This window comes from Rhodococcus gordoniae, assembly GCF_001646655.1.
GTDB classification, from domain to species: domain Bacteria; phylum Actinomycetota; class Actinomycetes; order Mycobacteriales; family Mycobacteriaceae; genus Rhodococcus; species Rhodococcus gordoniae.
The window spans coordinates 35,219-59,408 of the sequence record NZ_LPZN01000016.1 but is presented as its reverse complement, the minus strand read 5'-3'; the positions used below and the strand labels follow the sequence as shown (position 1 = coordinate 59,408).

Here is a 24,190-nt window from a genome sequence, read left to right as displayed (position 1 = left end):
CGGCACGACGCGCACTTTCATCGACGCAGGAGTCAAGAATTGAGTACCGAAGGATCGAACACGGGGAGCGGAGCGCACCGCCGTCCGACCGTCGGCGTGGTCCGTGAGACGAACGACGGGGAACGGCGGGTCGCGCTCGTACCGAAGATCGTGCCCTCGCTGATCGGTAAGGGACTCGACGTCATCGTCGAATCCGGTGCCGGTCAGGGCGCGCTGATTCCGGACGGGGCGTACAAGGAGACCGGCGCGACCGTCGGTGACGCCTGGTCCGCCGACATCGTCGTCAAGGTCGCCCCGCCGAGCGACGCCGAGATCGCCCGCCTGACCTCCGGTCAGCGCCTGATCGGTTTCCTCGCCCCGCGCAACGCCGACAATCAGATCGGCGCCCTGACGCAGGCCGGAGTCGAGGCGTACGCCGTCGAGGCCATTCCGCGCATCTCCCGCGCGCAGGTCATGGATGCCCTGTCGTCGCAGGCGAACGTCGCCGGTTACAAGGCCGTGCTGGTCGCGGCGAGCGAATCCACACGCTTCTTCCCGATGCTCACCACCGCCGCCGGCACCGTGAAGCCGGCGACCGTGCTGGTGCTCGGCGTGGGCGTCGCGGGTCTGCAGGCGCTGGCCACGGCGAAGCGTCTCGGTGGCCGCACCACCGGATACGACGTGCGTCCCGAGGTCGCCGACCAGGTGCGCTCGGTCGGCGCCCAGTGGCTCGACCTCGGCATCGACGCCGCCGGTGAGGGCGGCTACGCACGCGAGCTCACCGAGGCCGAGCGGGCCCAGCAGCAGCAGGCGCTCGAAGACGCCATCAAGGGCTTCGACGTCGTCATCACCACCGCGCTCGTGCCGGGTCGCCCGGCGCCGCGCCTGGTGACCGCCGCCGCAGTCGAGGGGATGAAGCCGGGTTCGGTGATCGTCGACCTCGCCGGCGAGACCGGTGGCAACTGCGAACTCACCGAGCCGGGGCAGACCGTCGTCAAGCACGACGTCACCATCTGCTCGCCGCTCAACCTGCCCGCGACGATGCCGGAGCATGCCTCCGAGCTCTACTCGAAGAACGTGTACGCGCTGATCGAGCTGCTCCTCGACGAGTCCGGTGCCCTGGCCCCGGATTTCTCGGACGAGATCCTCGCGGCTGCCTGCGTGACGCGGTCGAAGGAGAACTCCTAGATGTACAACGAACTACTCGCGAACATCGCGATTCTGGTCCTGGCCGGATTCGTCGGTTTCGCCGTCATCTCCAAGGTGCCGAACACGCTGCACACGCCGCTGATGTCGGGCACCAACGCGATCCACGGCATCGTCGTGCTCGGCGCGCTCGTCGTGCTCGGTCACCTCCCCGGCGATGCCCACTGGGGCATCAAGATCATCCTGTTCGTCGCTCTGGTCTTCGGCACCCTGAACGTCGTCGGTGGCTTCGTCGTCACCGACCGCATGCTCGGGATGTTCAAGCAGCGCAAGGACTCCCCGGCTGCTCAGAAGAAGGGGGCTGACGCCTGATGAGCTACCTCGTCTCGGTCCTGTACATCATCGCCTTCGCGATGTTCATCTACGGTCTGTCGGGTCTGACCGGCCCGAAGACCGCCGTGCGCGGCAACTACATCGCTGCGGCCGGTATGGCCCTGGCGGTCGTCGCCGTGCTCATCGACATCCGCGACACGGAGAACTGGGGCCTGATCATCGGCGGTCTGGCCGTCGGCATCATCCTCGGCGTCCCGCCGGCCCTGAAGACCAAGATGACGGCCATGCCGCAGCTGGTCGCGCTGTTCAACGGCGTCGGTGGTGGCACCGTCGCGCTCATCGCGTGGGCCGAATACCTCGAGTCCACCAGCTTCACCACACTCGACGACCAGCCCACCGTGGTCATGATCGTCGGTTCGCTGTTCGCCGCGATCATCGGTTCGATCTCGTTCTGGGGTTCGCTCGTCGCCTTCGCCAAGCTGCAGGAACTGCTGAACAAGAATCTCGAGCGCAAACTGGTCGCGTCGGCGAAGCTCTTCCAGCTGGCCAATATCGTGCTGGTGCTCGCATCGATCGCGATCGCCGTCTACATCGGCATCAGTGCCGACGGTGAGCCGCTGGCCTCGTGGTGGATCCTCGCCCTGCTCGTCGTGGCCGGCCTGATGGGTCTGTTCGTGGTGTTCCCGATCGGCGGCGCCGACATGCCCGTCGTCATCTCGCTGCTCAACGCACTGACCGGTCTGTCGGCCGCCGCCGCAGGTCTCGCGCTGAACAACCAGGCCATGATCGTCGCGGGCATGATCGTCGGTGCCTCCGGCACGATCCTGACCAACCTCATGGCCAAGGCCATGAACCGGTCGATCCCCGCGATCGTCTTCGGCGCCTTCGGTGGCGGCGAAGCGGCCGGCGGCGTGGCCTCGGCCTCCGGTGGCACGGTCAAGGCCACCTCGGCTTCCGACGCCGCCATCCAGATGGCGTACGCCAACCAGGTCATCGTCGTGCCCGGCTACGGCCTGGCCGTCGCGCAGGCCCAGCACGCCGTCAAGGAGATGGCGGCACTGCTCGAGGACCGCGGCGTCGAGGTCAAGTACGCGATCCACCCGGTCGCCGGTCGTATGCCCGGCCATATGAACGTCCTGCTCGCCGAAGCCGACGTCGAGTACGACGCGATGAAGGAGATGGACGACATCAACGGCGAGTTCGGCCGCACCGATGTCACCATCGTCATCGGCGCCAACGACGTCACCAACCCGGCGGCCCGCCTCGACTCGACGAGCCCGATCTACGGCATGCCGATCCTCAACGTCGACCAGTCGAAGTCGGTCATCGTGCTCAAGCGCTCGATGAGCTCCGGCTATGCCGGCATCGACAACCCGCTGTTCACCGCCGACAACACGTCGATGCTGTTCGGTGACGCGAAGAAGATGGTCTCGGAGGTCACCGAGGAACTGAAGGCCCTGTAGGCCCTCGGGACCGTCGCTGCCCGTCACGGCGCCCACGCGGATCACCGCGTGGGCGCCGTCGGCGTCAGCGTGGGGGCGAGAAGCGCAGCGAGGAGCACACACGCGAGCGGGACCGCCATCGCCGTCGTGAGCGAGGTGGCTTCGGAGATCCAGCCGATGCACGCCGGGCCGGCCAGGAAACCCAGATAGCCCAGCCCGACGACGCGAGACATGTTCGCCCCGGGGGATCCGGTGCCGAGATTGCCCGCGGCGGTGAACAGTTGTGGTACGGCGCCGGACAAGCCGAGGCCGAACAACGCCCACCCGGCGAGAGTGAGGACCAGCCACGGCGACAGTGCCACCGTGCCCATCCCGGCCGCGGCCACCAGCGTTCCGTACCGGATGACGGCGGCACTGCCGAATCGGGCGGTGACCCGGTCGGCGACGAAGCGCCCGATCGTCATGGTCGCCGAGAACGCGCCGAACGCGAGCGCGGCCACAGACTCCGGACTGCCGAGACGTTCCTGCACCTGCAGCGCACTCCAGTCGTTCGCGACCCCTTCGCACAGCATCAGCGCGAACGCCACCCCTCCGAGCAGCACCACCCGCCGCGAGTAGCCACCCCGGGAGACCGGTGACGACGAGCGGGGCGGCGCTTCCGTCCGGACGAGGCGCGGTGCCGCCCAGCACGTCGCCGCAGCCGCCACGACCCCGGCCGCCGCGAGCGTCATCGCAGGGTGGACATCGGCGGCCAGGACGGCCGCACCGACCAGCGACCCCGCGATCCCACCTGCGGAGAACAACCCGTGGAAAGCCGACATGATCGGTCGCCGGTATCGCTGTTCGACCACCACCGCCTGGAAGTTCATCGACACGTCCAGGGCGCCGTTCGCGAAACCGAACAGCGCGAGAGCGAGCCCGAGCTGCCACGGCGCCGTGGCCAGACCCGGTCCCACCACCGTCAATGCCAGCGCCACGGCGAAGACGACGGTGGTGCGGTGGCTGCCGAGGAGATCGGCGAGTCTGCCCGTCACGTGCATGCCGCCGAGCGCCCCGAGGGCGAGCAGCAACAGCAACGATCCGAGCGCTGCATGATCGACTCCCACTCGCTCCCGGATCGTCGGGATGTGGACGACCCACAGGGCGAGCAGGAAACCGTTGAGCCCGAAGATCGCGAACACCGCGGCCCGGGCGTGCGTGAGCCGGTCCGCCGTCCGTCGTGTATCCACCACGTGGATGCACGCTACCGAGGCCGCACAGCTCTCACATGCCGGCGAGCAGTGCGGGCACGGGATCGCCGAGGACGGCACCGATCGTCGCGAGGGCCCGTCCTGCCTGCTCCCCGTCGACGAGCCGATGGTCGAACGACAGCGACAACGTGACGATCTTCCGGATCGCGAGGGCGCCGTCGACCACCCACGGGCGGTCGGAGATCGCTCCCACGGCGAGGATGGCCGACTCGCCGGGATTGAGGATCGGGGTTCCCGCATCCACCCCGAACACCCCTACGTTCGTCACCGAGACCGTCGAACCGGTCAGCTCGGCCGGCGTTACCCGGCCCGTCCGCGCACGGTCGGCGACCTCGGCGATCGAGCTCGCCAATCGCGGTAACGACAGTCGCTGGGCCTCACGGACGACGGGGACCTTCAGGCCGTCGGACGTCGCGGTGGCGATGCCGAGGTGCACGTCGTGGTGGAGGACGATCTCGTCCGCATCGTCGTCCCAGTGCGCATTGAGCGACGGTTCGTCGGCGATCGCGCACAGCAGTGCGCGCGAGACGATGCTCAGTGCGGTCGGGTGGACACCCTCGAAGGCCGGCGACGCGCGCAGTGTGGATACGAGAGCGACGGTGGCGGTCGCGTCGCACGTGAGGAAGACCGTGGCGTGCGGCGCGGTGAAGGCGCTGCGTGAGACGGCCTCGGCGGTCCGCTTGCGGACTCCTCCGACAGGTATTCGCGTGGTCCGCTCGACGGAGGGCCCGGGTGTGCGCGGAAGCGGAGACGCCGCCGCGGGTTCGTCGCCGGGACCGGCAGCCGGCCCCTCGCCGTGAGCGGCGGTGCGTCTCACGTCGTCACGCGTGATCACGCCACCCCGTCCGGTGCCCGTCACCGTGTCCAGGTCGATCTCGAGAAGGGCTGCGAGTTTGCGTGCACCGGGCTTCGCGTCGGGTCGTGCGGTCGGTGGATCGACTTCACGGGCACGAGCGGTGTCGGCCGATGCGCGGCGGGCCGCGCGCCTGCTCTGCGGGGCATCGCCGGGTCCGTAGCCCACCAGCACCGACGGACGGGACGCGCTGCCGCCCCCGGACGCCTCGGCGGGTCCGTCCTCCGTGGCGATCCGCAGCAACGGTGCCCCGACCGGAACCGTCTGCCCCGGTTCGACCAGCAGTTCGGTGACGATGCCCGCATACGGAGAGGGCAGTTCCACCGTGGCCTTGGCGGTCTCGACCTCCCCGATGGTCTGGTTGAGTTCGATCCGGTCGCCGACCTCGACCGCCCACTGCACCCAATCCGCTTCGGTGAGTCCCTCACCCAGATCGGGGAGCCGGAATTCCTGTACTACGCGTGTGGGATTCGTCATCGGTGCACCTCACGCCGCGAGTGCGCGGTCGACCGCGTCGAGGATGCGATCCGGATCGGGACGGTGATGGGATTCGAGTTTGGCGGGCGGATAGGGGATGTCGAATCCGCCGACCCGCAGCACCGGCGCCTCGAGTTGATAGAAGCACCGCTCGCTCGTGCGGGCGGCGATCTCCGCGCCGATACCGCAGAAGACCGGCGCTTCCTGCACGACGACGAGCCGACCGGTCCGTCGTACCGAGGCCTCGATCGTGTCGAAGTCGATGGGGGACAGCGACCTCAGATCGACGACCTCGAGCGAATGTCCTTCCGCCTCCGCGATCTCCGCCGCACGGAGCGCGGTGGCGACCAACGCACCGAAGGTCACGATCGTTGCTTCGGTGCCGGACCGGGTGACCCGCGCGGAGGTGAGGGCGAGGTCGGGTGCGGTGTTCGTATCCACCTCTCCGCGTTCCCAGTAACGGTGTTTGGGCTCGAGGAAGATCACCGGGTCGTCGAGGGCGACGGCCTGCTGGATCATCCAGTACGCATCGGACGGAGTGCTCGGACTCACGACACGCAGACCCGCGGTATGGGTGAAGTACACCTCCGGTGACTCCGAGTGGTGTTCGACCGCACCGATACCGCCGCCGTAGGGGATACGGACGGTCAGCGGCGCCGTCACGGTGCCCGCCGTGCGGTAGTGGATCTTCGCGACCTGCGAGACGATCTGGTCGAAGGCGGGGTAGACGAAACCGTCGAACTGGATCTCGCACACCGGCCGGTAGCCGCGCAGCGCCATCCCGAAGGCCGTTCCCACGATCCCGGATTCGGCGAGGGGCGTGTCGATCACGCGTCCCTCACCGAAATCCTTCTGCAAGGTGTCGGTGATGCGGAAGACGCCACCGAGGGTGCCGACGTCCTCGCCCATGACGACGACCTTGGGATCGTGTTCGAGCGCGCGGCGGAGTCCGGCGTTGAGGGCACCGCCGAGTGTCATCGTCGTGGTGGTCATCGTCGCGCCTCCTCGTCCGTGGTACCGAAACTCGCCAGATACCGGGCGTGATCGGCACGTTCCTGCTCGATGAGCGGATGCTCGGTCGCGTAGACGTGGTCGAACAGTGCGGCGGGTTCGGGGTCGGGCATCCCGAGTGTTCCCCGCCGCAGCCGCACAGCGGTCTCGTCGGCGACCGTCCGGACCTCGTCGAAGAAGGTCTCGTCGACGAGCTCTTCGCGTTCGAGCAACCGGCGCAACCGGTCGATGGGGTCGCGCGCCTTCCATTCCTCGAGATCGGCGGGCGTGCGGTAGCGAGTGGGGTCGTCGGAGGTCGTGTGGGGACCCATGCGGTAGGTGAGGGCTTCGACGAAGAACGGTCCGGCTCCGTCGCGGGCATGGCGGACGGCGCGACGGGTCACCGCGAGGACTGCAAGGACGTCGTTACCGTCGACCTGCACGGCCGGCATCCCGAATCCGGCGGCGCGCCGGGCCAGGGGCACAGGACTCTGCACTCGGGTGGGCACGCTGATCGCCCAATGGTTGTTCTGGCAGATGAACACCACGCCGACTCCCCAGCTGACGGAGAACACGAGGGCCTCCGAGAGATCGCCCTGGCTCGTGGCACCGTCGCCGAAGTACACGACGGTGGCGATCTCGGCTCCGTCGAGTTTCGCGCCCATCGCGTACCCGGTGGCATGCAGGCCCTGGGCGCCGACGACGATGGCCGGGTTGGTGGTGGCCACCGAGTGCGGATCCCAACCGGACAACCCGCACCCGCGCCACAGGCGGGTCATGTCGGCGGGATCGACGCCGCGACACCACGCGACGGCGTGCTCGCGGTAGCTGGTGAAGACGTAATCGTCGGGCGCGAGGGCCCGGGCGGAGCCGACCTGCGCGGCTTCCTGGCCCTGGAGCGGTGCCCAGAGGCCGAGCTCACCCTGTCGCTGCAGGGCCGTCGCCTCCGAGTCGAGGCGTCGTGCGACGACCATGTCGCGATAGAGCCCGCGCAGTTCGTCGGGGCCGATGTCGGCGACGAGTGGGCCGTACTCGGTGTCGAGGACGCGTCGCCCGTCGGGCTGGATCAACTGGACCGGATAGGCGGTCGGTACATCCATCGGATCACCTCGTCGGTGCGGATCCGGCGTGCCCTCGTGAGGCACGAACGGATGATGTGTGCCGTACCTCACATCATCCGGGTGCGTCGCGTATGCGCAATCGATTCGGCCGGGACCGTGCAGAAAGCACGGTTTTCGGGTGCCCGATGCTGGCAGACTGCGAAGAATGACCAGTCTGGATGCGACCGACGCGCGTCTGCTGCTCGAACTCGCACGCACACCCCGGGCCACGGGCGTGGAGTTGGCGCATCGTCTCGGGCTGTCGCGCAACACCGTCCAGGCGCGCCTGGCCCGATGGGAAGCCGAAGGTGTGCTCGCATCGTTCGAGCGGCGGGTCGATCCCGTGAGCCTGGGCTACCCGCTCGCCGCCTACGTGGCCACCCGCGTCGATCAGCACCGTCTCGACGAGGTCGTCGACGAGCTCGCCCAGATCCCCGAGGTCACCGAGGTCTACGGTTTGACCGGGCAGATCGACCTGTCGGTCAAGGTGGTCGCTCGCGACGCCGACGACCTGTATCGGCTGGCCGGCCGGATCCTGAGGATCCGCGGCGTCGAGCGCACGGACATGTCGCTGGTCATGCAGGAACTCGTCCCGCAGCGCACGGCTCCGCTGCTGGCCCGGGCCGCCGGACGCAGCGGAGGCGAGACGGACTAGACCGCTACCGGCCGGCGCTCGGGGTGGCCAGCTGAGCGGCGGCCTTGCGGATCTGGTCAGGGACGGGGACGGGACGGCGCGTCTGCGGATCGACGTAGACGTGGACGAAACGGCCGGTCGCGGCGGCGATCAGCGCGTCGTCGGATTCCCGGAAGATTGCGAGCGAATACGTGATCGACTGTGTCCCCAGACGTTCGACCGCCAATCCGACCTGGAGGCGGTCGGGGAAGGACAGTTCGGCGAGATATCGGCAGGAGGTCTCGGCCACGACCCCGATCGCGTCGAGTTCGCGGATGTCGACACCGGTGGTGGAGATGAGCCACCCGTTGACCGCCGAGTCGAAGTACGAGTAGTACGTGACGTTGTTGACGTGGCCGTAATGGTCGTTGTCGGCCCAACGTGTCTGCATGGGCCACAACACCGGGAACTGCTCCGGCTCAGGCGGGGCGGCTGGGCTCGTCGGTTGGCGGTTGCTCACGTCTCGACGATAGTGCTCTCGGCACGGCAAATCAGACCAACCCTCACGACAATCCCGAACCGAGACGCAAAACCCTCGAATCGGACGTGTACGGGGCGTGTTCGCCGAGGGGGTCGTCGCAGCATGCACGGCGTGTCGCCCCAAAGCCGGAACGCCGTCTGCGGTTCGTGTCAGGATCGGGTCATGTCCGATACCGCCGTTCTCCTCACCACCGTCGAGCTCGCCCAGATGATCGAGCAGGGTCGATCTCCGGTGATACTCGACGTCCGCTGGGCACTCGGCGACAAGCACGGACGGGACCGATTCCACGAAGGTCACATCAGCGGCGCGGTCTACGTCGACCTGGACGAGGAACTCGCCGCCCCGCCCGCACCCGAGCTCGGCCGTCATCCGCTGCCCGACATCGATCGCTTCCAGGCCGCCGCGCGCCGATGGGGGATCGACGACGGAACGCCCGTCGTCGCGTACGACGACACCGGTGATCTCGCCGCTGCCCGCGCGTGGTGGTTGTTGCGCTGGGCCGGGCATTCCGAGGTGCGGTTGCTCGACGGCGGGCTGCAGGCGTGGATCGCCGGCGGACACCCGCTCGCCGCGGGCCCGGGCGGTGAGCGGAAGCCGGGCCACGTGACGTTGAGTCCCGGTCACATGCCGACGATCGGCCCGGACGAGGCCGCGGCCTTCGCCACTCACGGGGTTCTGCTCGACGCGCGGGCCTACGCGCGCTACAGCGGCGCCGAGGAACCGGTGGACCGCCGCGCGGGCCACATTCCCGGTGCGGTCAGTGCGCCGACCGGTGAGAACCTTCGGCAGGACGGCTCGTTCCTGCCTGCGGATCAGCTCGCGCACCGCTTCTCGAAGCTCGGCGTGAAGCGCACCGACGTCGCCGTGTACTGCGGGTCGGGTATCAACGCCGCACACGAGATCGCCGCACTCGGGATCGCGGGCATCGACGCCGCCCTGTATCCGGGCTCGTGGTCGCAGTGGTCGGCCGATCCGGCACGGGAGGTCGCCACCGGCGGCTGACCGGTGTCCGGCCGGAAACGGGACGCGCAGACGTGTTCCGGAGAAGAGACCACGGTCGTGCTCGACGGCCTCGAACAGAGTGGGATCGTCCGACGACGGGCCGTCCCCGGGGCACCGATCGATCAGGAGCGGGAGTACTCCGACGCGCGGCGCACCTGCTCGCGCGTCGGGGTCACGCCCGTGTAGAGCTCGAACTGGAGCGCGGCCTGCAACGCGATGACCTCGTCGCCCGTGATCACCGGGATGCCGTGCTCGCGGGCGAACCGGACGAGCGGGGTGTCCGGCGGGACGGCCACGACGTCGAAGACCGTGGACGCCGCCGCGACGAAATCGTGGGGGAGGGGCAGGTCGCCCGATTCGGCCCCGCCGGCCATCCCGATCGGGGTTGCGTTGACGATCAGACCGGGCGCGACGTCGCGTGTGTCGGCGCGCCACTCGTAGCCGTACTTGCGCGCGAGGGGCCGTCCGGTGTCCTCGTTGCGGGCGACGATCGTTCCGTCGGTGAATCCGTTGTGGCGCAGCGCCGCTGTCACGGCCTTCGCCATTCCACCGCTGCCCACCACCGTGACCGGCAGGGCGGAATCGGCACCGTGCTCGACGAGCAGATCGCTCACCGCCTGGTAGTCGGTGTTGTAGGCGTGCAGGACTCCGTCGTCGTTGACGATCGTGTTCACGGACTCGATGGCGCGCGCGGAATCGTGCAGCACGTCGACGAGGGGCAACACCGCTTCCTTGAACGGCATGGATACACCGGCTCCGCGAATACCCAGGCCGCGAATCCCGGCCACCGCGTCCTCGATGTTCACGGGCGCGAACGCCTTGTAGACGAAGTCGAGATCGAGTTCCTCGTAGAGGTAGTTGTGGAAGCGGGTGCCGATGTTGCTGGGGCGGCCGGACATCGAGATGCACAGCCGGGTGTCCTTGGAGATGCGCTCGAGCATTTCCTCACCGTAGCCCCACGGCATACGAAGACATCGATGTTCTCGCTCGAGCATCCCGACCGGATCCCGCGCGACCTTCCTGCCCGACAGGCCTGGCGAACCGCGCGAGAGGTCACGGGCACGATTCCGCCGCGCCCATCAGGGCGCGGTGGTCGCCGATCGTGATCGGTAGTGCGTAGCGCACCGCCACGGTCAGGTACCGTCCCGCGAACCAGCAGCGGTAACCCGGCGCCGGCGGTAACCACCGCGCCGGCGTGCCGTCGCGCTTGTCGAGGTTCGCCTGCCCGTCGACGGCGACGAGGTTGTAGGTGATGTCGTTCGCGAACTGGCGCCGGCGGTCGGCGGGCCATCCGGCGGCACCGAGATCCCATGCCGCGGCGAGAGGATAGATGTGGTCGATGTGCACGGCGTTCGCCTCGGCACGCCGGAACTCCACGCGCGCCCCGGTGTACGGATCGTTCAGGACCCCGGACATCACGACACAGTCGTCGCTGCCCGCCCGGAAGGTGGGTGAGACGAGGTCGCGGGCGAGGACGTTGTTGCGAGTGTCGCATCCGTCGTGCCCGCCGGCGCCGGGATGGTCGTCGGACCAGGCCGGCCCGAACACGCATCGCTCCCCGGCGCCGCATCCCCGCTGATAACCGGGCACCTTCTGCCGCTCCTCGACCACCGTCACCTGCGCCAGCAGGGCGTGCACCTCGGCTCGGGCGGGGCTGCCCGGCACCGTCCCGGATCCCGGTCCGGTGCGATCCCACAGCCAGGACAGCACCACCGCGACGATCACGGCCACCACCCACCACATCGCGTTCCCCCCACGCACGCGGCGATCCTGGCATACCGCGCCGACAGGGCGCTCGCGGCAGAGCGATTCAGGGCACAGTGACGACGACCTTCCCGTCCGCATGCCCGGATTCGACGAGTTCGAGCGCGCGACCGGCTTCGCCGAGAGGGAAGGTCCGCTCGATGCGAGGCGTGAGGACGCCACGCTCGACGAGCTCCGCGACCTGCTCGAACACTGCCCGGGTCCGTCGCCGGGTGATCCCCGAACCGCCCAGGACCTGTGCGCGGGAAGGATCGGCGACACTCACGACCCGTTCCGGCGCCCGGGTCAGCGCGACCGCCCGTTCCAGCACGTCGCCGCCGACGAGATCGACGACCGCGGTCACCGCCCCGCACCGCTCCGCGGCGGCCGCGACCCGCTCGCCGAAGCCCGCACCGGATTCGATCCACAGCCCGCCGCACGATTCGACGAGATCGCGTTTCCCCGCACTCGCCACGCCGAGCACGGCGGCGCCCGCGGCGTGCGCGAGTTGCGTGGTCGCCGTTCCCACACCGCCACCGGCACCGAGGACGAGCACGGTGTCCGCGTCCACGATGTCGAGGTGCTCGACGATGTCGAAGGCCGTTCCGGCCGCGACCGGAAGAGTGGCCGCCACCTCGAACGGCACGGACCCGGGCTTGTGCGCGGCAGCGCGCGCATCGACGAGTGTGTACTCGGCGTAGCCGCCATGACCCTCCGCGGTGGCTCCGAAGACGGCGTCGCCCGCCGTGAAGCCGGCGTCCGGACCGGCCGCCTCCACCACGCCCGCGACCTCCCGGCCGAGCACGGCCGGAAAGCGCACCGTGACACTGTTCCTGCGCTGTCCGGACCGCACCTTCCAGTCGGCGGGATTCACACCCGCGGCCCGGACCGCCACGAGGAGTTGCCCCGGGCCGGGTGAGGGGACGGGAGTGTCGAACAGCTGCTGTGTCTCCGGACCGCCGTACTCCACGAAGCCGTATGCGCGTGCCATGGGACCCAGCCTGCCATCGGGGTCGGGTGCGGCTGGCACGATAGTGGGCATGTTGCACGGGCTGTGGTCACCGGGATCCGGCCTGATGCTGTGGTGGGACCCCGCCGCAGAGCCCGATCCCGACGCGCTGCCGTCTGCGCTGCGCCGGCGGATCGACCGCCCGTTCCGCCACCGCGTCACCCTCACCTTCCCCACGGAGACCGAGCCGAGCACGGTGCCCGCCGTCGCCGTGGCACCACCGGACGCGGCCGAACTGCTGCTGGACATACCCCGGCGTCCCGGAGGCGTGGGCGGCGACCTGCGGTATCTCGCGCACGTCGCCCGCGGCATCGAGAGGTGGGCGCAGGCCGGTCGCGTCGCACCGGAGCTGGTGCGGGTCGAGAAGCAGTGGTGGGCGCGGTGGCGTCTGCTCGGTGGCGAGAAGACGCGGGCCTGGTCCGCGGAACTGGCGGCCGCGATGTCTCCTGCGCAGCGACAGCTCGGACGACCGGTCGATCTGCTCGACGATCTGTGCCGCGAACTGACCGACCCGATCGTGCGCACGCTCCACGGCGCCTCCACCTCGCTGCATCCGCTCGTCGCCGCCCTGGCGGAGGGCAACCCCCACCCCCGGGGCACCCAGCGCATGGCCGACGCGCTCGAGGAATGGCGTGCGAGCCTGGCCGGATACGAACCCGATCTGGTACTGCGTCTCGTCGAGCCCGACGACGTCGACGACGGTGTCGGTGCCGATTCCCTCTGGCGTCTCGAGGTGTGCCTGCGCGCGGAGGGCCAGGCACCGATGCCCCTGCCCGTCGCGGACACCGATCCGCACCTGCTGCAGATCGGCGTGCGCAAGCTCGGGATCGCGCTCCAGTCCTATCCGCGCCTGCAGGACGTACCCCGCGACCCCGACAGCCTCGACCTGCTGCTGCCCACCCCGGTCGTCGTGGACCTCGTCGAGCACGGTGCCCGGGCGCTCGACGCCGCCGGGATCGCGGTGCTGCTGCCGCGCGCCTGGACGAGGGTCGATCCGTCCCTGCGCCTGCAGGTCGAGTCGCCCGTGACACCCGTGAGCGCCGACGACAGCGTCGTCGGGATGAGCGCGATCGTCTCGTACGAATGGCAGCTCGCCGTCGGCGACATGCTGCTCACCCCGTCGGAGATGGAAGAGCTCGTCGCGGCGAACAGCGACCTGGTCAAGCTGCGCGGCAAGTGGGTACGGGCCGACGCCGAGGCACTGGCCCGCGCCGCGCGCTACGTGACGGCGCATTCCGCCGAGAACGCCACCCTCGGATCGTTGTTCGCCCAGTTCACCGGCGACGACGCGCCGCCCGCGGAGGTCACCGAGGTCTCCGCCTCCGGCTGGGTCGAGATGCTGCTCGACGGACAGGCGCGTCCCGAGCCGGTTCCCGTGCCGGCGGGCCTGAACGCCGAACTGCGGCCGTACCAGCAGCGCGGCCTCGACTGGCTCGCGTTCATGAGCCGGATCGGCCTCGGCGCCGTGCTCGCCGACGACATGGGCCTGGGCAAGACCATCCAGGTGCTCGCGCTGCTCGCCCACGAACGCGAGTCGGGCCTGCGGCACGCACCGACACTGCTCGTGTGCCCGATGTCGGTCGTGGGCAACTGGCAACGCGAGGCCGAGCGGTTCGTGCCCGATCTGAGGGTGCACGTCCACCACGGCGCACAGCGACTGAGCGGACCGATGCTCGCCGCGGCTGCCGCCGACCACGATCTCGTGGTGACGACCTACGCCATCGCCGCCCGCGACGTCGCGCAACTCGCGGCGTTGTCGTGGCAACGCGTGGTCCTCGACGAGGCACAACACGTGAAGAACACCGCGACCGCGCAGTCCCGCGCCACGCGCGCGCTGCCCGCGGCGCACCGGATCGCGCTCACCGGCACACCCGTGGAGAACCGCCTCGAGGAACTGCGCGCGATCCTGGACTTCGCGAATCCGTCCCTGCTGGGCAGCGCAGCGTCCTTCCGGGCCCGCTTCGCGGTGCCGATCGAACGCGACCACGACGCCGTCGCCGCGGCGCGGCTGCGGTCCCTGTCGGCGCCGTTCGTGATGCGCCGGGTGAAGACCGACCCCGACGTGATCTCCGATCTGCCCGAGAAGTTCGAGCAGACCGTACGGGCCAACCTCACCGCCGAACAGGCCGCCCTGTACCGGGCGGTGGTCGACGACATGATGCGCCGGATCCGCGACAAGGAGGGCATGGCCCGCAAGGGAGCGGTGCTCGCGGCGCTGACCCGGCTCAAGCAGGTGTGCAACCATCCCGCGCACTATCTGAGCGACGGCTCGCCCGTCCTGCGCCGCGGCCGGCATCGCTCGGGCAAGCTCGGTCTGGTCGAGGACATCGTCGAGTCCGTGCTGGCCGACGGCGAGAAGGTGTTGCTGTTCACGCAGTTCCGCGAATTCGGCGAACTCGTCGTCCCGTATCTCGAGGAGCGGTTCGCGGCGACGGTGCCCTTCCTGCACGGGGGAGTGTCCAAGGGCCGGCGCGACGCGATGGTCACGGCGTTCCAGGGTGAGGCCGGCCCGCCGATCATGGTGCTCTCCCTCAAGGCGGGTGGTACCGGACTGAATCTCACCGCCGCCAACCACGTCGTCCATCTCGACCGGTGGTGGAATCCCGCGGTGGAGAACCAGGCGACCGACCGCGCGTTCCGGATCGGGCAACGCCGCGACGTCCAGGTCCGCAAGCTCGTCTGTGTGGGAACGGTGGAGGAGCGTATCGACGAGATGCTCACCGGCAAGCAGGAACTGGCCGAGATCGCGGTCGGCGCGGGGGAGAACTGGATCACCGAGTTGTCCACCGATCAGCTGCAGTCCCTGCTCACCCTCGGCGACGACGCGGTGGGGGACTAGATGGCGCGGGGCGATGTACGCCGCTACGGCACGGCACGTCGGATCGACGGTGGCATCGAGGCACGCACCAAGCGTGGCGCGATCGGCCGGAGCTGGTGGTCGAAGGAACTGATCTCCGTCATGGAGGAGCTCGCCGAGAAGGGACGCCTGACACGGGGACGCGCGTACGCGCGCGCCGGTCAGGTGATCTCCATGCGACTCGAACCGGGCGCGGCCGTGGGAGACGTGCAGGGCAGTCGGCTCACCCCGTTCACCTCGGTGGTACGTGTGCGCACGCTCGACGAGGATGCGGTGCGCGAACTCGTGACGCTGGTCCGCTCGTCGCCGGGCATGCTGGCCCGGCTGGCCGCGGGCATCCTCCCCGAGGAACTCGGATCCTCCCTCCTTCCGCGACGCGCGGGTGAGCTCGACTTCGAGTGCACGTGCCCCGACGACGGGTGGCCCTGCAAGCACGCCGCGGCCGTCGGCTATCTGCTCGCGGAGCACGTCGACGATCAACCGCTCGCCGTGCTGACGCTTCGGGGGGTCGACCTCGCGACGCTGATCGGCGGCATCGACGAGGCCGAGCCCGACGACGACGCGGCCGCGGTGCAGGACTTCTACGGCGACGACACCGAGCTGCCCGACCTGCCGGCGGAGCGGTTCCGGCCCGCGCTCGAGGATCTCGACCCGATGCTCCTGCGCCGCGCGTTGCGGGCCGGCGGAACGGACGAAGCCGTGGTGATCCGCGGTATCACCGATCTCGGGGACCTGTACCGCCGCATGCGCTGACCCTCGGCCCTCCGATCCGGGTTGCGACAGGGGGCGCGGGGGTATGCCTGCCCGGGTGAGGATGCGGGTGGCCTTCGTGCACCGGCACGCGAACCGCTCGAGTGGAGGATTCATGGGAACATCCGAGAAGCCGTCGGCCAAGGAGCACGCGGAACGCGCGGTTCATGCCGTGAAGGAGGAAGTCGAGACCTATCGGGGCGACGAGGATCGTCCGCTCGGGGGCTACGCGGTCCTGATGTCGATCTATCTCACCCTCGTCGGCGCACTCTCGGCGGTCGCGGCGAAGAGGGGCCGACCGCTGCCCAGGCCCGATGCCGGTGACCTCGTCGTCACTGCGCTGGCCGGCCACAAGATCTCCCGGATCGTGAGCAAGGCGGCGGTGACCAGCCCGGTCCGGGCGCCGTTCACGAAGTTCGACGGGCCGGGTGGTCCGGCCGAGGTGATGGAGCAGCCCCGTACGTCGTCGCGGGTCCGTCACGCGGTCGGGGAACTGCTGGCGTGCCCGTTCTGCCTGGACCTGTGGACGGTGACGGCCCTCGTCGTCGGCCGGGTCTATGCTCCGGGTTTCACGCGTCTGGTGGCGGGGTCGTTCGCTGCGCTCACCGGTGCGGATTTCCTGCATCTCGCCTACGCGAAGGCACAGCAGATCGCAGAAGGCTAACATACAGCCCCCATGAAGTGCGCCGGCCGCTCCGGTGCGGTGTGACGGTAGACATACGTGGACTTCCAACTATAGGATGGGCGAAGACTTCGGGCCTGAGCCCGTTCGCGCCGAAAATCGCACATCCCACGTCATCGCACACCAGTAAAGGACGGGATCGGACATGAGCGTTCGAGAACTGACCCACTTCGTCGGCGGACAGCACGTCAGCGGCACCTCCGGCCGCTACGCCGACGTCTTCGACCCCAACACCGGCGACGTCCAGGCACGCGTACCCCTCGCCGCCGTGAGCGAGGTCGAGGCTGCGATCGCCGATGCCGAAGTGGCCCAGAAGGAATGGGCGGCGTGGAACCCGCAGAAGCGGGCCCGCGTGCTCATGAGGTTCCTCCAGCTCGCCCAGGACAACATGGACGAACTCGCCCGCATGCTCTCGAGCGAGCACGGTAAGACGATTCCCGACGCGAAGGGCGACATCCAGCGCGGACTCGAGGTCGTCGAGGTCGCGCTCGGCGCTCCCCACCTGCTCAAGGGCGAATACACCGAATCCGCCGGCACCGGCATCGACGTGTACTCGATGCGTCAGCCCCTCGGTGTCGTCGCGGGCATCACCCCGTTCAACTTCCCGGCCATGATCCCGCTGTGGAAGGCCGCTCCCGCCCTCGTCTCCGGCAACGCCTTCGTGCTCAAGCCCTCCGAGCGCGACCCCTCGGTGCCGCTGCGCCTGGCCGAGCTGTTCCTCGAAGCAGGCCTGCCCGCCGGGGTGTTCAACGTCGTCAACGGCGACAAGGAAGCCGTCGACGTCCTGCTGAACGACAAGCGCATCAAGGCCGTCGGCTTCGTCGGCTCCACCCCGATCGCGCAGTACATCTACGAGACGGCCGCCAAGAACGGCAAGCGCGCACAGTGCTTCGGCGGCGCGAAGAACCACGCGATCATCATGCCCGACGCCGACCTCGACCAGGTCGCCGACGCACTCGTCGGTGCCGCCTACGGATCGGCCGGCGAGCGCTGCATGGCACTGTCGGTGGCCGTTCCCGTCGGTGAGGAGACCGCCGACCGGCTCGTCGCCAAGCTCACCGAGCGCATCGCCGACCTGCGGATCGGTACCAGCTTCGACGAGAAGGCCGACTTCGGTCCGCTCGTGACCGCCGCCGCCCGCGAGCGCGTCCACGGTTACATCGCCCAGGGCGTGGACGAAGGTGCCGAACTCGTCGTCGACGGGCGTGATTTCGTTCTCGAGGGCCACGAGAACGGTTTCTTCTCCGGTGCGACCCTGTTCGACAAGGTCACCACCGACATGTCGATCTACAAGGAAGAGATCTTCGGACCGGTGCTCACGGTCGTGCGTGCCCGTGACTACGAGCACGCCCTGGCCCTGCCCACCGAGCACGAGTACGGCAACGGCGTGGCGATCTTCACCCGCGACGGCGACACCGCCCGCGACTTCACCAACCGCGTCCAGGTCGGCATGGTGGGCGTCAACGTCCCGATCCCGGTGCCGATCGCCTACTACACCTTCGGCGGCTGGAAGGCCTCCGGCTTCGGCGACCTCAACCAGCACGGCCCCGACGCCTTCCGCTTCTACACCAAGACGAAGACGGTCACGCAGCGCTGGCCTTCCGGTGTCAAGGAAGGCGACATCGAGGGTGCTCACGTCGCCGACACCGACCACTTCGTCATCCCGACGATGGACTAGGCGGCCGGCATGTTTCTCCTCACCGACGACGACCGGGCGATCCGCGACACCGCCCGGGACTTCGCCACCGAGTATCTGGCCCCGAACGCGGTCGACTGGGACCAGAACAAGCACTTTCCCGTGGACGTACTGCGCAAGGCGGCCGAGCTGGGCATGGGCGGCATCTACGTCCGCGAGGACGTGGGCGGATCGGGGCTGCGCCGCCTCGATTCCGTCCGGATCTTCGAGGAGCTGGCGAAGGGCTGCCCGTCCGTCGCGGCGTACATCTCCATCCACAACATGGTCACGTGGATGATCGACAAGTTCGGCAACGACGAACAGCGTCACCAGTGGGTGCCGAAGCTGTGCTCGATGGAGCATCTGGGCAGCTACTGCCTCACCGAGCCGGGTGCCGGCTCCGATGCGGCGGCCCTGAGCACCAAGGCCGTTCGTGACGGTGACGAGTACGTGCTCACCGGGGTCAAACAGTTCATCTCGGGAGCCGGCACGTCCGACGTGTACGTGGTCATGGCCCGCACCGGCGACACCGGCGCCCGCGGCATCTCCGCGTTCATCGTCCCGAAGGACACCCCCGGACTCTCCTTCGGCGCCAACGAGAAGAAGATGGGCTGGAACGCCCAGCCCACCCGGCAGGTCATCCTCGACGGTGCCCGGGTGCCCGCCGAAAACCTCCTCGGTACCGAGGGCGGCGGCTTCCGAATCGCCATGCAGGGGCTCAACGGCGGTCGCATCAACATCGCCGCGTGCTCCGTCGGTGGCGGTCAGACCGCTCTCGACCGGGCGGTCGCCTATCTCGCCGAGCGCAAGGCCTTCGGGGAGCGTCTGCTCGACTCGCAGGCCCTGCAGTTCCGCCTCGCCGACATGCGGATCGAACTCGAGGCCGCGCGCACGCTGCTGTGGCGCGCCGCCGACGCGCTCGACCGCGGCGCCGACGACGTCGTGGAGCTGTGCGCGATGGCGAAACGGTTCGCGACCGATACCGGCTTCGAGGTCGCGAACGAGGCGCTGCAGTTGCACGGTGGCTACGGTTACCTTGCCGAGTACGGGATCGAGAAGATCGTGCGCGATCTGCGCGTGCATCAGATCCTGGAAGGAACCAACGAGATCATGCGGGTGGTCGTCGCGCGGAGCGTGGTGGCCGCAGCGCAGAACGGAGCGGCATGACCGGGCAGGAACCCGAGATCCTCATCGACGTGAAGGACGGCATCGGCCGTATCACGCTCAACCGGCCCAAGGCCATCAACGCCCTCAACCACGCCATGGTCCTCGAGATGTCGAAGGCCCTGAACGCCTGGGAGAACGACGACTCGGTGCGTGCCGTGCTGGTACGCGGTGCCGGTGAACGCGGCCTGTGCGCCGGCGGCGACATCGTCTCGATCTACCACGACGCCAAGGACGGCGGCACGGGATCGCAGGACTTCTGGCGCGACGAGTACATCCTCAACGCCGCCATCGGCCGCTACCCGAAGCCGTACATCGCGATCATGGACGGCATCGTCATGGGCGGCGGCGTCGGGATCTCGGCGCACGGCAACGTCCGGATCGTCACCGAACGTTCGAGCATCGCCATGCCCGAGACCGGAATCGGATTCGTCCCCGACGTCGGCGGCACCTACCTGCTCTCGCGCACACCCGGCGAGATCGGTACCCACATCGCGCTGACCACCGGGCGGATGAAGGCCGGCGACGCCATCGCCCTGGGTTTCGCCGACCACTACCTGCCGTCCGAGGCGCTCGACAAGTTCGTCGCCGCACTCGAGTCCGGCTCGGTGGAGGACGCACTCGCCGAATACTCGCAGCCCGCACCCGAATCGGCGCTGCTCGCTCAGCGTGAGTGGATCGACGCGGCGTACTCCGCCGACACCGTCGACGAGATCGTCGAGCGCCTCCGGGCCTCGGACGTGCCGGAGGCACGCGAGACCGCCGATCAGGTGCTCTCGAAATCGCCTGTCGCGCTGAAGGTGACCCTGCGGTCGCTGCGGCACGCCCGGCAGCTCGGCAGCCTCGAAGAGGTGCTGAACGAGGAGTTCCGGGTCTCGGCCGCCTCGCTGAAGTCGCACGACCTCGTCGAGGGCATCCGCGCGCAGGTCGTCGACAAGGACCGCAACCCGCAGTGGTCGCCGGCCACCCTCGCCGATGTCACCGAGGCCGACGTCGACGCCTACTTCCAGCCGCTCGGCGATCTCGAACTCGGGCTCGCCGCTCCCAAGGAGAACGACCGATGAGTGCACTTCCCGCCGTCGCCTTCCTCGGCCTCGGACACATGGGCGGACCGATGGCCGCGAACCTGGTCCGCGCCGGGTACACCGTCACGGGTTACGACCCGGTTCCCGCTGCGCAGGAAGAGGCCACGAAGAACGGCATCACCGTCGCCGAGGCCGCTGTCGACGCGGTGCGTGGCGCCGAGGTCGTGATCACCATGCTGCCGAACGGCAAACTCGTCCTCGACCTGTACGACGAGATCCTGCCCGCCGCCGAGCCGGACACGCTGTTCGTCGACAGCTCGACCATCGACGTCGCCGACGCCCGCGCCGCCGCGGAAAAGGCGCACGAGGCCGGCCACCGCGCCGTCGACGCACCGGTCTCCGGGGGTGTCGCCGGAGCCACGGCAGGGACGCTCGCCTTCATGGTCGGCGGCAGCGAGGACGACTTCGCCACCGCGCAACCCCTGCTCGAGGCGATGGGACGCAAGATCGTCCACTGCGGTGGATCGGGCAACGGCCAGGCCGCGAAGATCTGCAACAACATGATCCTGGGCATCTCGATGATCGCCATCAGCGAGGCCTTCGTCCTCGGCGAGAAGCTCGGCCTCGACAACCAGGCACTGTTCGACGTCGCGTCCAACGCGTCCGGGCAGTGCTGGGCGCTGACGAGCAACTGCCCGGTGCCGGGGCCGGTCCCGACCACGCCCGCGAACAACGACTACCAGCCGGGTTTCGCGGCCGCGCTCATGGACAAGGATCTCGGACTGGCCGCGAACGCGGTGCGGTCCAACGGTGTCGAAGCCGAACTCGGGTTGCGGGCAGCCGAGCTCTACCATCGTTTCAATACCGAGGGTGGTGGAGGACTCGACTTCTCCGCCATCATCACCGATATCCGAGACCGCTCGACCGCGAAGGACAGCAAGTGACAGATTTCGAGACCATCCTGCTCGACCGCAAGGGCCGCGTCGGCATCGTCACCCTCAACCGGCCGAAGGCGCTCAACGCGCTCAACAGCCAGTTGATGCGCGAGGTCGTTGCTGCCGTCGAGGAACTCGACGCGGACAGCGAGATCGGTGCGATCCTGCTCACCGGGTCGGAGAAGGCGTTCGCCGCCGGCGCCGACATCAAGGAGATGGCGCCGAAGACCTTTGCCGAGGCGTACGCGGAAGATCTGTTCTCGCAGTGGGATCGGCTCTCGTCCGTCCGCAAGCCGATCGTCGCCGCGGTGTCGGGTTACGCGCTCGGCGGCGGCTGCGAGCTGGCGATGCTGTGCGACTTCATCATCGCGTCCGACACCGCCAAGTTCGGTCAGCCCGAGATCAAGCTCGGCGTCATCCCCGGTATCGGCGGATCGCAGCGCCTCACCCGCGCGGTGGGCAAGGCCAAAGCCATGGACATGTGTCTGACCGGACGCAACATGGACGCCGAGGAGGCCGAGCGCGCCGGACTCGTCTCGCGCATCGTTCCCGCCGCGGAACTGTTCGACGTGGCTCTCGAGACGGCGACGACCATCGCGTCGATGTCGCTGCCTGTCGCGATCATGGCGAAGGAGGCCGTCAACCGGTCCTTCGAGACGACGCTGGCCGAGGGCGTGAAGTTCGAGCGCCGCGTGTTCCATTCGACGTTCGCCACCGCCGACCAGAAGGAAGGCATGGCGGCCTTCGTCGAGAAGCGCGCGCCGGAGTTCAAGCACGCCTGACAGGCATCACCCCGCATGCGACGAAGGGCCGCCCCGAACGGGGCGGCCCTTCTCGTTTTCGGCATTCGACCGTTCTCGCGCCTCACCACTTGGAAGGCGCACCGCCGGTGTCGAAGTCGCCGGCGTCGTGCCGCATCGTCGCGAGGATGCGCAACAACGTGTCGATGTGCCCCTCGGGAATGCCGGGCCGGGCGAAGACCTCCGTGTTGAGCTTCTCGGTCGCCTGGATCGCCGATGCCCGTCCCTCGTCGGTGAGTTCGATGAGAGTGGCCCGTCGATCGCTCGGATGCGGGGTGCGCCGGACCAGCCCGGCCTTCTCGAGGCGGTCGACGGCGTTGGTGACGCTGGTGGGGTGCACCTGCAGGCGCGCGCTGGCCTTCGCCATCGGCAACGCTCCGGACCTGGTGAAATGCAGCAGCGTGAGCAGTTCGTAACGGGCGAAGGTCAGGCCGAAGGGTTTGAGCACCTCCTCGACCCGCGCCATCATGATCTGCTGCGCCCGCATCACCGAGGTGACCGCGGCCATGCCGTCGGCGACTTCGCCCCAGCCGTGGGCGGTCCACTGGCGGTGGGCTTCGGCGATGGGGTCGAGGGGGAGTGGTGCGGGCATGTCTCCATCATCCCACGGACGAACGCGCAGGTAGCCAGGGCACACCGGTTTCCGGTGCCGTTCCTGCCGGGTTCAGCGGTATGCGTAGTCGCGGAAACGCTCGTCGACCTCGCCCACACTCAGCCCGAACTCCTCGAGGGTGTACCGGTGTGCGGGTTTCCTTGCCCCGCTGCGGCTTTCTTCGTGCAGTGCGGTCATCGCGTGTTCGGCCTCCGCAGTGAACGGCAGACCGAACCGGTCGTACAGGCCCCCGACGGTGCCGAGCGGATCGGCGACGAAATCCCGGTAGTCCACGTCGACGAAACGGGCAGGATCGTGTCGGCGGCGCGCCTCGGTGAAATCGTCGAAACCCCGTGCCCAGAGATCGAGCTGACTGCGACCGATCGTCTCTCCGACGAACGCCTCGGACCACCCCTCTGTGGCCTGCGCCGCGAGGCTGCACACCGACGGGATGACGGTACGCGGATCGCGATGGGTGACGACGACGAGCGCGTCCGGGTACACCTCGAGCAGTTCGTCCAGTGCGAACAGGTGACTGGGATTCTTCAGCACCCACCGCTTGCCGGCATCGGGAAGCCCGATGAGCTGCAGGTTCCTCCGATGCCGGGCATACGCCGCGGTCCAGTCCTGCCCGGCAAGCCATTGCGAGTAGGTGGGCAGGTGGGCCAGGCACTCGTAGGAGATCGACCGGAACGACTGGCGCAGCAACTGCCAGCATTCCTCGACCTCGGCGGCGGACATGTAGTGCACACCCATGAACTCGGGGTGCTCGACGTGGTGCTGCGCGAATCCGGCCTCGATACCGGCGAACACCGGGTTCTCCGCCCAGGTCTCGCGGGGCGGCCGGGGCTGCGGCATCTCCGTCAGCCACATCTCGAGCCCCTGGTGGGCGGGATCCGCGGCGAGCAGGCGGTGCAGTGCCGTCGTTCCGGTGCGGGGCAGGCCGGTGACGAAGATCGGCCGGGTGATCGGGACGTCCGTGTGCTCGGGATGGGCGGCCCAGGCAGATTCCGACAGCAACCGCGCCACGAGGGCGCCGCGCAGGAAGACCCGCGACATCTTGCTGCCGAGCGGGGTGAGCTTCTCGTCCCGCGCATACGATTCGAGCAGCACCTCGAGTCCGTCGAGGTAGGCGTCGTCGCCGAAATCGGTCAGGCCCGTCAGGCGGGTCGCGGAGGCATGCAGATCCGGGGCGGTGCCGACGGTGGTGCGTTCGCTCATGTGCTGTCCCG

Annotated in this window: 23 protein-coding genes; 13 read left to right on the top strand and 10 right to left on the bottom strand. The window is 68.9% G+C overall.

Annotated features, from left to right (window positions below; genetic code table 11):
- Nucleotides 1–39 precede the first annotated feature (39 nt).
- From A8G18_RS09165 to A8G18_RS09155, 3 genes are read left to right on the top strand one after another with little or no spacing between them, the layout of a single operon-like run.
- Nucleotides 40–1,167 carry a Re/Si-specific NAD(P)(+) transhydrogenase subunit alpha gene (locus A8G18_RS09165; RefSeq protein WP_016932597.1) on the top strand — a complete coding sequence of 376 codons (1,128 nt, stop codon included), beginning with the start codon at nt 40–42 and terminating at the stop codon, nt 1,165–1,167.
- On the top strand, nt 1,168–1,497 hold the full coding sequence (locus A8G18_RS09160) for an NAD(P) transhydrogenase subunit alpha part 2 (protein ID WP_006552916.1): 330 nt from the start codon (nt 1,168–1,170) through the stop codon (nt 1,495–1,497). It abuts the gene before it with no gap.
- Complete coding sequence (locus A8G18_RS09155) at nt 1,497–2,921, top strand: NAD(P)(+) transhydrogenase (Re/Si-specific) subunit beta (protein ID WP_064063620.1); 1,425 nt, start codon at nt 1,497–1,499, stop codon at nt 2,919–2,921. Before A8G18_RS09160 ends, A8G18_RS09155 begins: the two co-directional genes overlap by 1 nt.
- A 41-nt stretch (nt 2,922–2,962) precedes the next feature.
- Here A8G18_RS09155 and A8G18_RS09150 read toward each other — a convergent pair whose 3' ends face one another.
- The 4 genes from A8G18_RS09150 to pdhA are packed head-to-tail and all read right to left on the bottom strand — an operon-like array spanning nt 2,963 to nt 7,570.
- Nucleotides 2,963–4,132: an MFS transporter gene (locus A8G18_RS09150; RefSeq protein WP_084421633.1), complete on the bottom strand. Its 1,170-nt coding sequence runs from the start codon at nt 4,130–4,132 to the stop codon at nt 2,963–2,965.
- Nucleotides 4,133–4,163: 31 nt separating this feature from the next.
- A complete protein-coding gene (locus tag A8G18_RS09145; protein ID WP_064063618.1) occupies nt 4,164–5,480 on the bottom strand; it encodes a dihydrolipoamide acetyltransferase family protein in 1,317 nt (438 codons plus the stop codon).
- A 9-nt stretch (nt 5,481–5,489) separates the two neighbouring features.
- Nucleotides 5,490–6,473, bottom strand: coding sequence for an alpha-ketoacid dehydrogenase subunit beta (locus A8G18_RS09140; RefSeq protein WP_064063617.1), 984 nt, complete (start codon nt 6,471–6,473; stop codon nt 5,490–5,492).
- Complete coding sequence (gene pdhA / locus A8G18_RS09135) at nt 6,470–7,570, bottom strand: pyruvate dehydrogenase (acetyl-transferring) E1 component subunit alpha (protein WP_064063646.1); 1,101 nt, start codon at nt 7,568–7,570, stop codon at nt 6,470–6,472. The genes A8G18_RS09140 and pdhA overlap by 4 nt, the downstream gene beginning before the upstream one ends.
- Nucleotides 7,571–7,736: 166 nt before the next feature.
- Here pdhA and A8G18_RS09130 point away from each other — a divergent pair, with 166 nt between their 5' ends.
- Nucleotides 7,737–8,225, top strand: a complete 489-nt coding sequence (locus tag A8G18_RS09130; RefSeq protein WP_064063616.1) for an Lrp/AsnC family transcriptional regulator — start codon at nt 7,737–7,739, stop codon at nt 8,223–8,225.
- Between the two features lie 4 nt (nt 8,226–8,229).
- Here A8G18_RS09130 and A8G18_RS09125 read toward each other — a convergent pair whose 3' ends face one another.
- Nucleotides 8,230–8,703 carry an acyl-CoA thioesterase gene (locus A8G18_RS09125; protein ID WP_026003570.1) on the bottom strand — a complete coding sequence of 158 codons (474 nt, stop codon included), beginning with the start codon at nt 8,701–8,703 and terminating at the stop codon, nt 8,230–8,232.
- Between the two features lie 183 nt (nt 8,704–8,886).
- On the opposite strand from A8G18_RS09125, the gene A8G18_RS09120 reads away from it, so the two are divergent.
- The gene (locus A8G18_RS09120; RefSeq protein WP_064063615.1) at nt 8,887–9,726 is read left to right on the top strand and encodes a sulfurtransferase; all 840 of its coding nucleotides are present in this window, start codon (nt 8,887–8,889) and stop codon (nt 9,724–9,726) included.
- Nucleotides 9,727–9,848: 122 nt separating this feature from the next.
- Here A8G18_RS09120 and A8G18_RS09115 read toward each other — a convergent pair whose 3' ends face one another.
- From A8G18_RS09115 to A8G18_RS09105, 3 genes are all read right to left on the bottom strand, one after another.
- A complete protein-coding gene (locus tag A8G18_RS09115) occupies nt 9,849–10,667 on the bottom strand; it encodes a shikimate 5-dehydrogenase (protein WP_064063645.1) in 819 nt (272 codons plus the stop codon).
- A 112-nt stretch (nt 10,668–10,779) separates the two neighbouring features.
- The gene (locus tag A8G18_RS09110; protein ID WP_245207815.1) at nt 10,780–11,469 is read right to left on the bottom strand and encodes an HNH endonuclease family protein; all 690 of its coding nucleotides are present in this window, start codon (nt 11,467–11,469) and stop codon (nt 10,780–10,782) included.
- A 67-nt stretch (nt 11,470–11,536) separates the two neighbouring features.
- Nucleotides 11,537–12,460 (bottom strand): NADP-dependent oxidoreductase, encoded by a 924-nt coding sequence (locus A8G18_RS09105; RefSeq protein ID WP_064063614.1) that lies wholly within the window; start codon nt 12,458–12,460, stop codon nt 11,537–11,539.
- A 49-nt stretch (nt 12,461–12,509) separates the two neighbouring features.
- On the opposite strand from A8G18_RS09105, the gene A8G18_RS09100 reads away from it, so the two are divergent.
- From A8G18_RS09100 to A8G18_RS09065, 8 genes are all read left to right on the top strand, one after another.
- A complete protein-coding gene (locus tag A8G18_RS09100) occupies nt 12,510–15,317 on the top strand; it encodes a DEAD/DEAH box helicase (RefSeq protein WP_064063643.1) in 2,808 nt (935 codons plus the stop codon).
- A complete protein-coding gene (locus tag A8G18_RS09095; protein WP_064063613.1) occupies nt 15,318–16,088 on the top strand; it encodes an SWIM zinc finger family protein in 771 nt (256 codons plus the stop codon).
- A 112-nt stretch (nt 16,089–16,200) separates the two neighbouring features.
- Entirely contained in the window at nt 16,201–16,749 is a 549-nt protein-coding gene (locus tag A8G18_RS09090) for a DUF1360 domain-containing protein (RefSeq protein WP_064063642.1), read from the top strand.
- Nucleotides 16,750–16,912: 163 nt separating this feature from the next.
- A complete protein-coding gene (locus A8G18_RS09085) occupies nt 16,913–18,445 on the top strand; it encodes a CoA-acylating methylmalonate-semialdehyde dehydrogenase (RefSeq protein WP_064063612.1) in 1,533 nt (510 codons plus the stop codon).
- Between the two features lie 9 nt (nt 18,446–18,454).
- On the top strand, nt 18,455–19,609 hold the full coding sequence (locus tag A8G18_RS09080) for an isobutyryl-CoA dehydrogenase (protein ID WP_026002831.1): 1,155 nt from the start codon (nt 18,455–18,457) through the stop codon (nt 19,607–19,609).
- Nucleotides 19,606–20,670 carry an enoyl-CoA hydratase/isomerase family protein gene (locus A8G18_RS09075; protein WP_064063611.1) on the top strand — a complete coding sequence of 355 codons (1,065 nt, stop codon included), beginning with the start codon at nt 19,606–19,608 and terminating at the stop codon, nt 20,668–20,670. Before A8G18_RS09080 ends, A8G18_RS09075 begins: the two co-directional genes overlap by 4 nt.
- Nucleotides 20,667–21,575: a 3-hydroxyisobutyrate dehydrogenase gene (mmsB, locus tag A8G18_RS09070; RefSeq protein ID WP_064063610.1), complete on the top strand. Its 909-nt coding sequence runs from the start codon at nt 20,667–20,669 to the stop codon at nt 21,573–21,575. Before A8G18_RS09075 ends, mmsB begins: the two co-directional genes overlap by 4 nt.
- Nucleotides 21,572–22,348: an enoyl-CoA hydratase gene (locus A8G18_RS09065; protein WP_016932087.1), complete on the top strand. Its 777-nt coding sequence runs from the start codon at nt 21,572–21,574 to the stop codon at nt 22,346–22,348. Before mmsB ends, A8G18_RS09065 begins: the two co-directional genes overlap by 4 nt.
- Before the next feature lie 82 nt (nt 22,349–22,430).
- On the opposite strand, the gene A8G18_RS09060 is transcribed toward A8G18_RS09065, so the two are convergent.
- Together A8G18_RS09060 and A8G18_RS09055 are read right to left on the bottom strand one after the other, a co-directional pair.
- Nucleotides 22,431–22,958, bottom strand: a complete 528-nt coding sequence (locus tag A8G18_RS09060; RefSeq protein WP_016932086.1) for a MarR family winged helix-turn-helix transcriptional regulator — start codon at nt 22,956–22,958, stop codon at nt 22,431–22,433.
- A gap of 72 nt (nt 22,959–23,030) precedes the next feature.
- The gene (locus A8G18_RS09055; RefSeq protein ID WP_064063609.1) at nt 23,031–24,179 is read right to left on the bottom strand and encodes a sulfotransferase family protein; all 1,149 of its coding nucleotides are present in this window, start codon (nt 24,177–24,179) and stop codon (nt 23,031–23,033) included.
- Nucleotides 24,180–24,190: the final 11 nt, after the last annotated feature.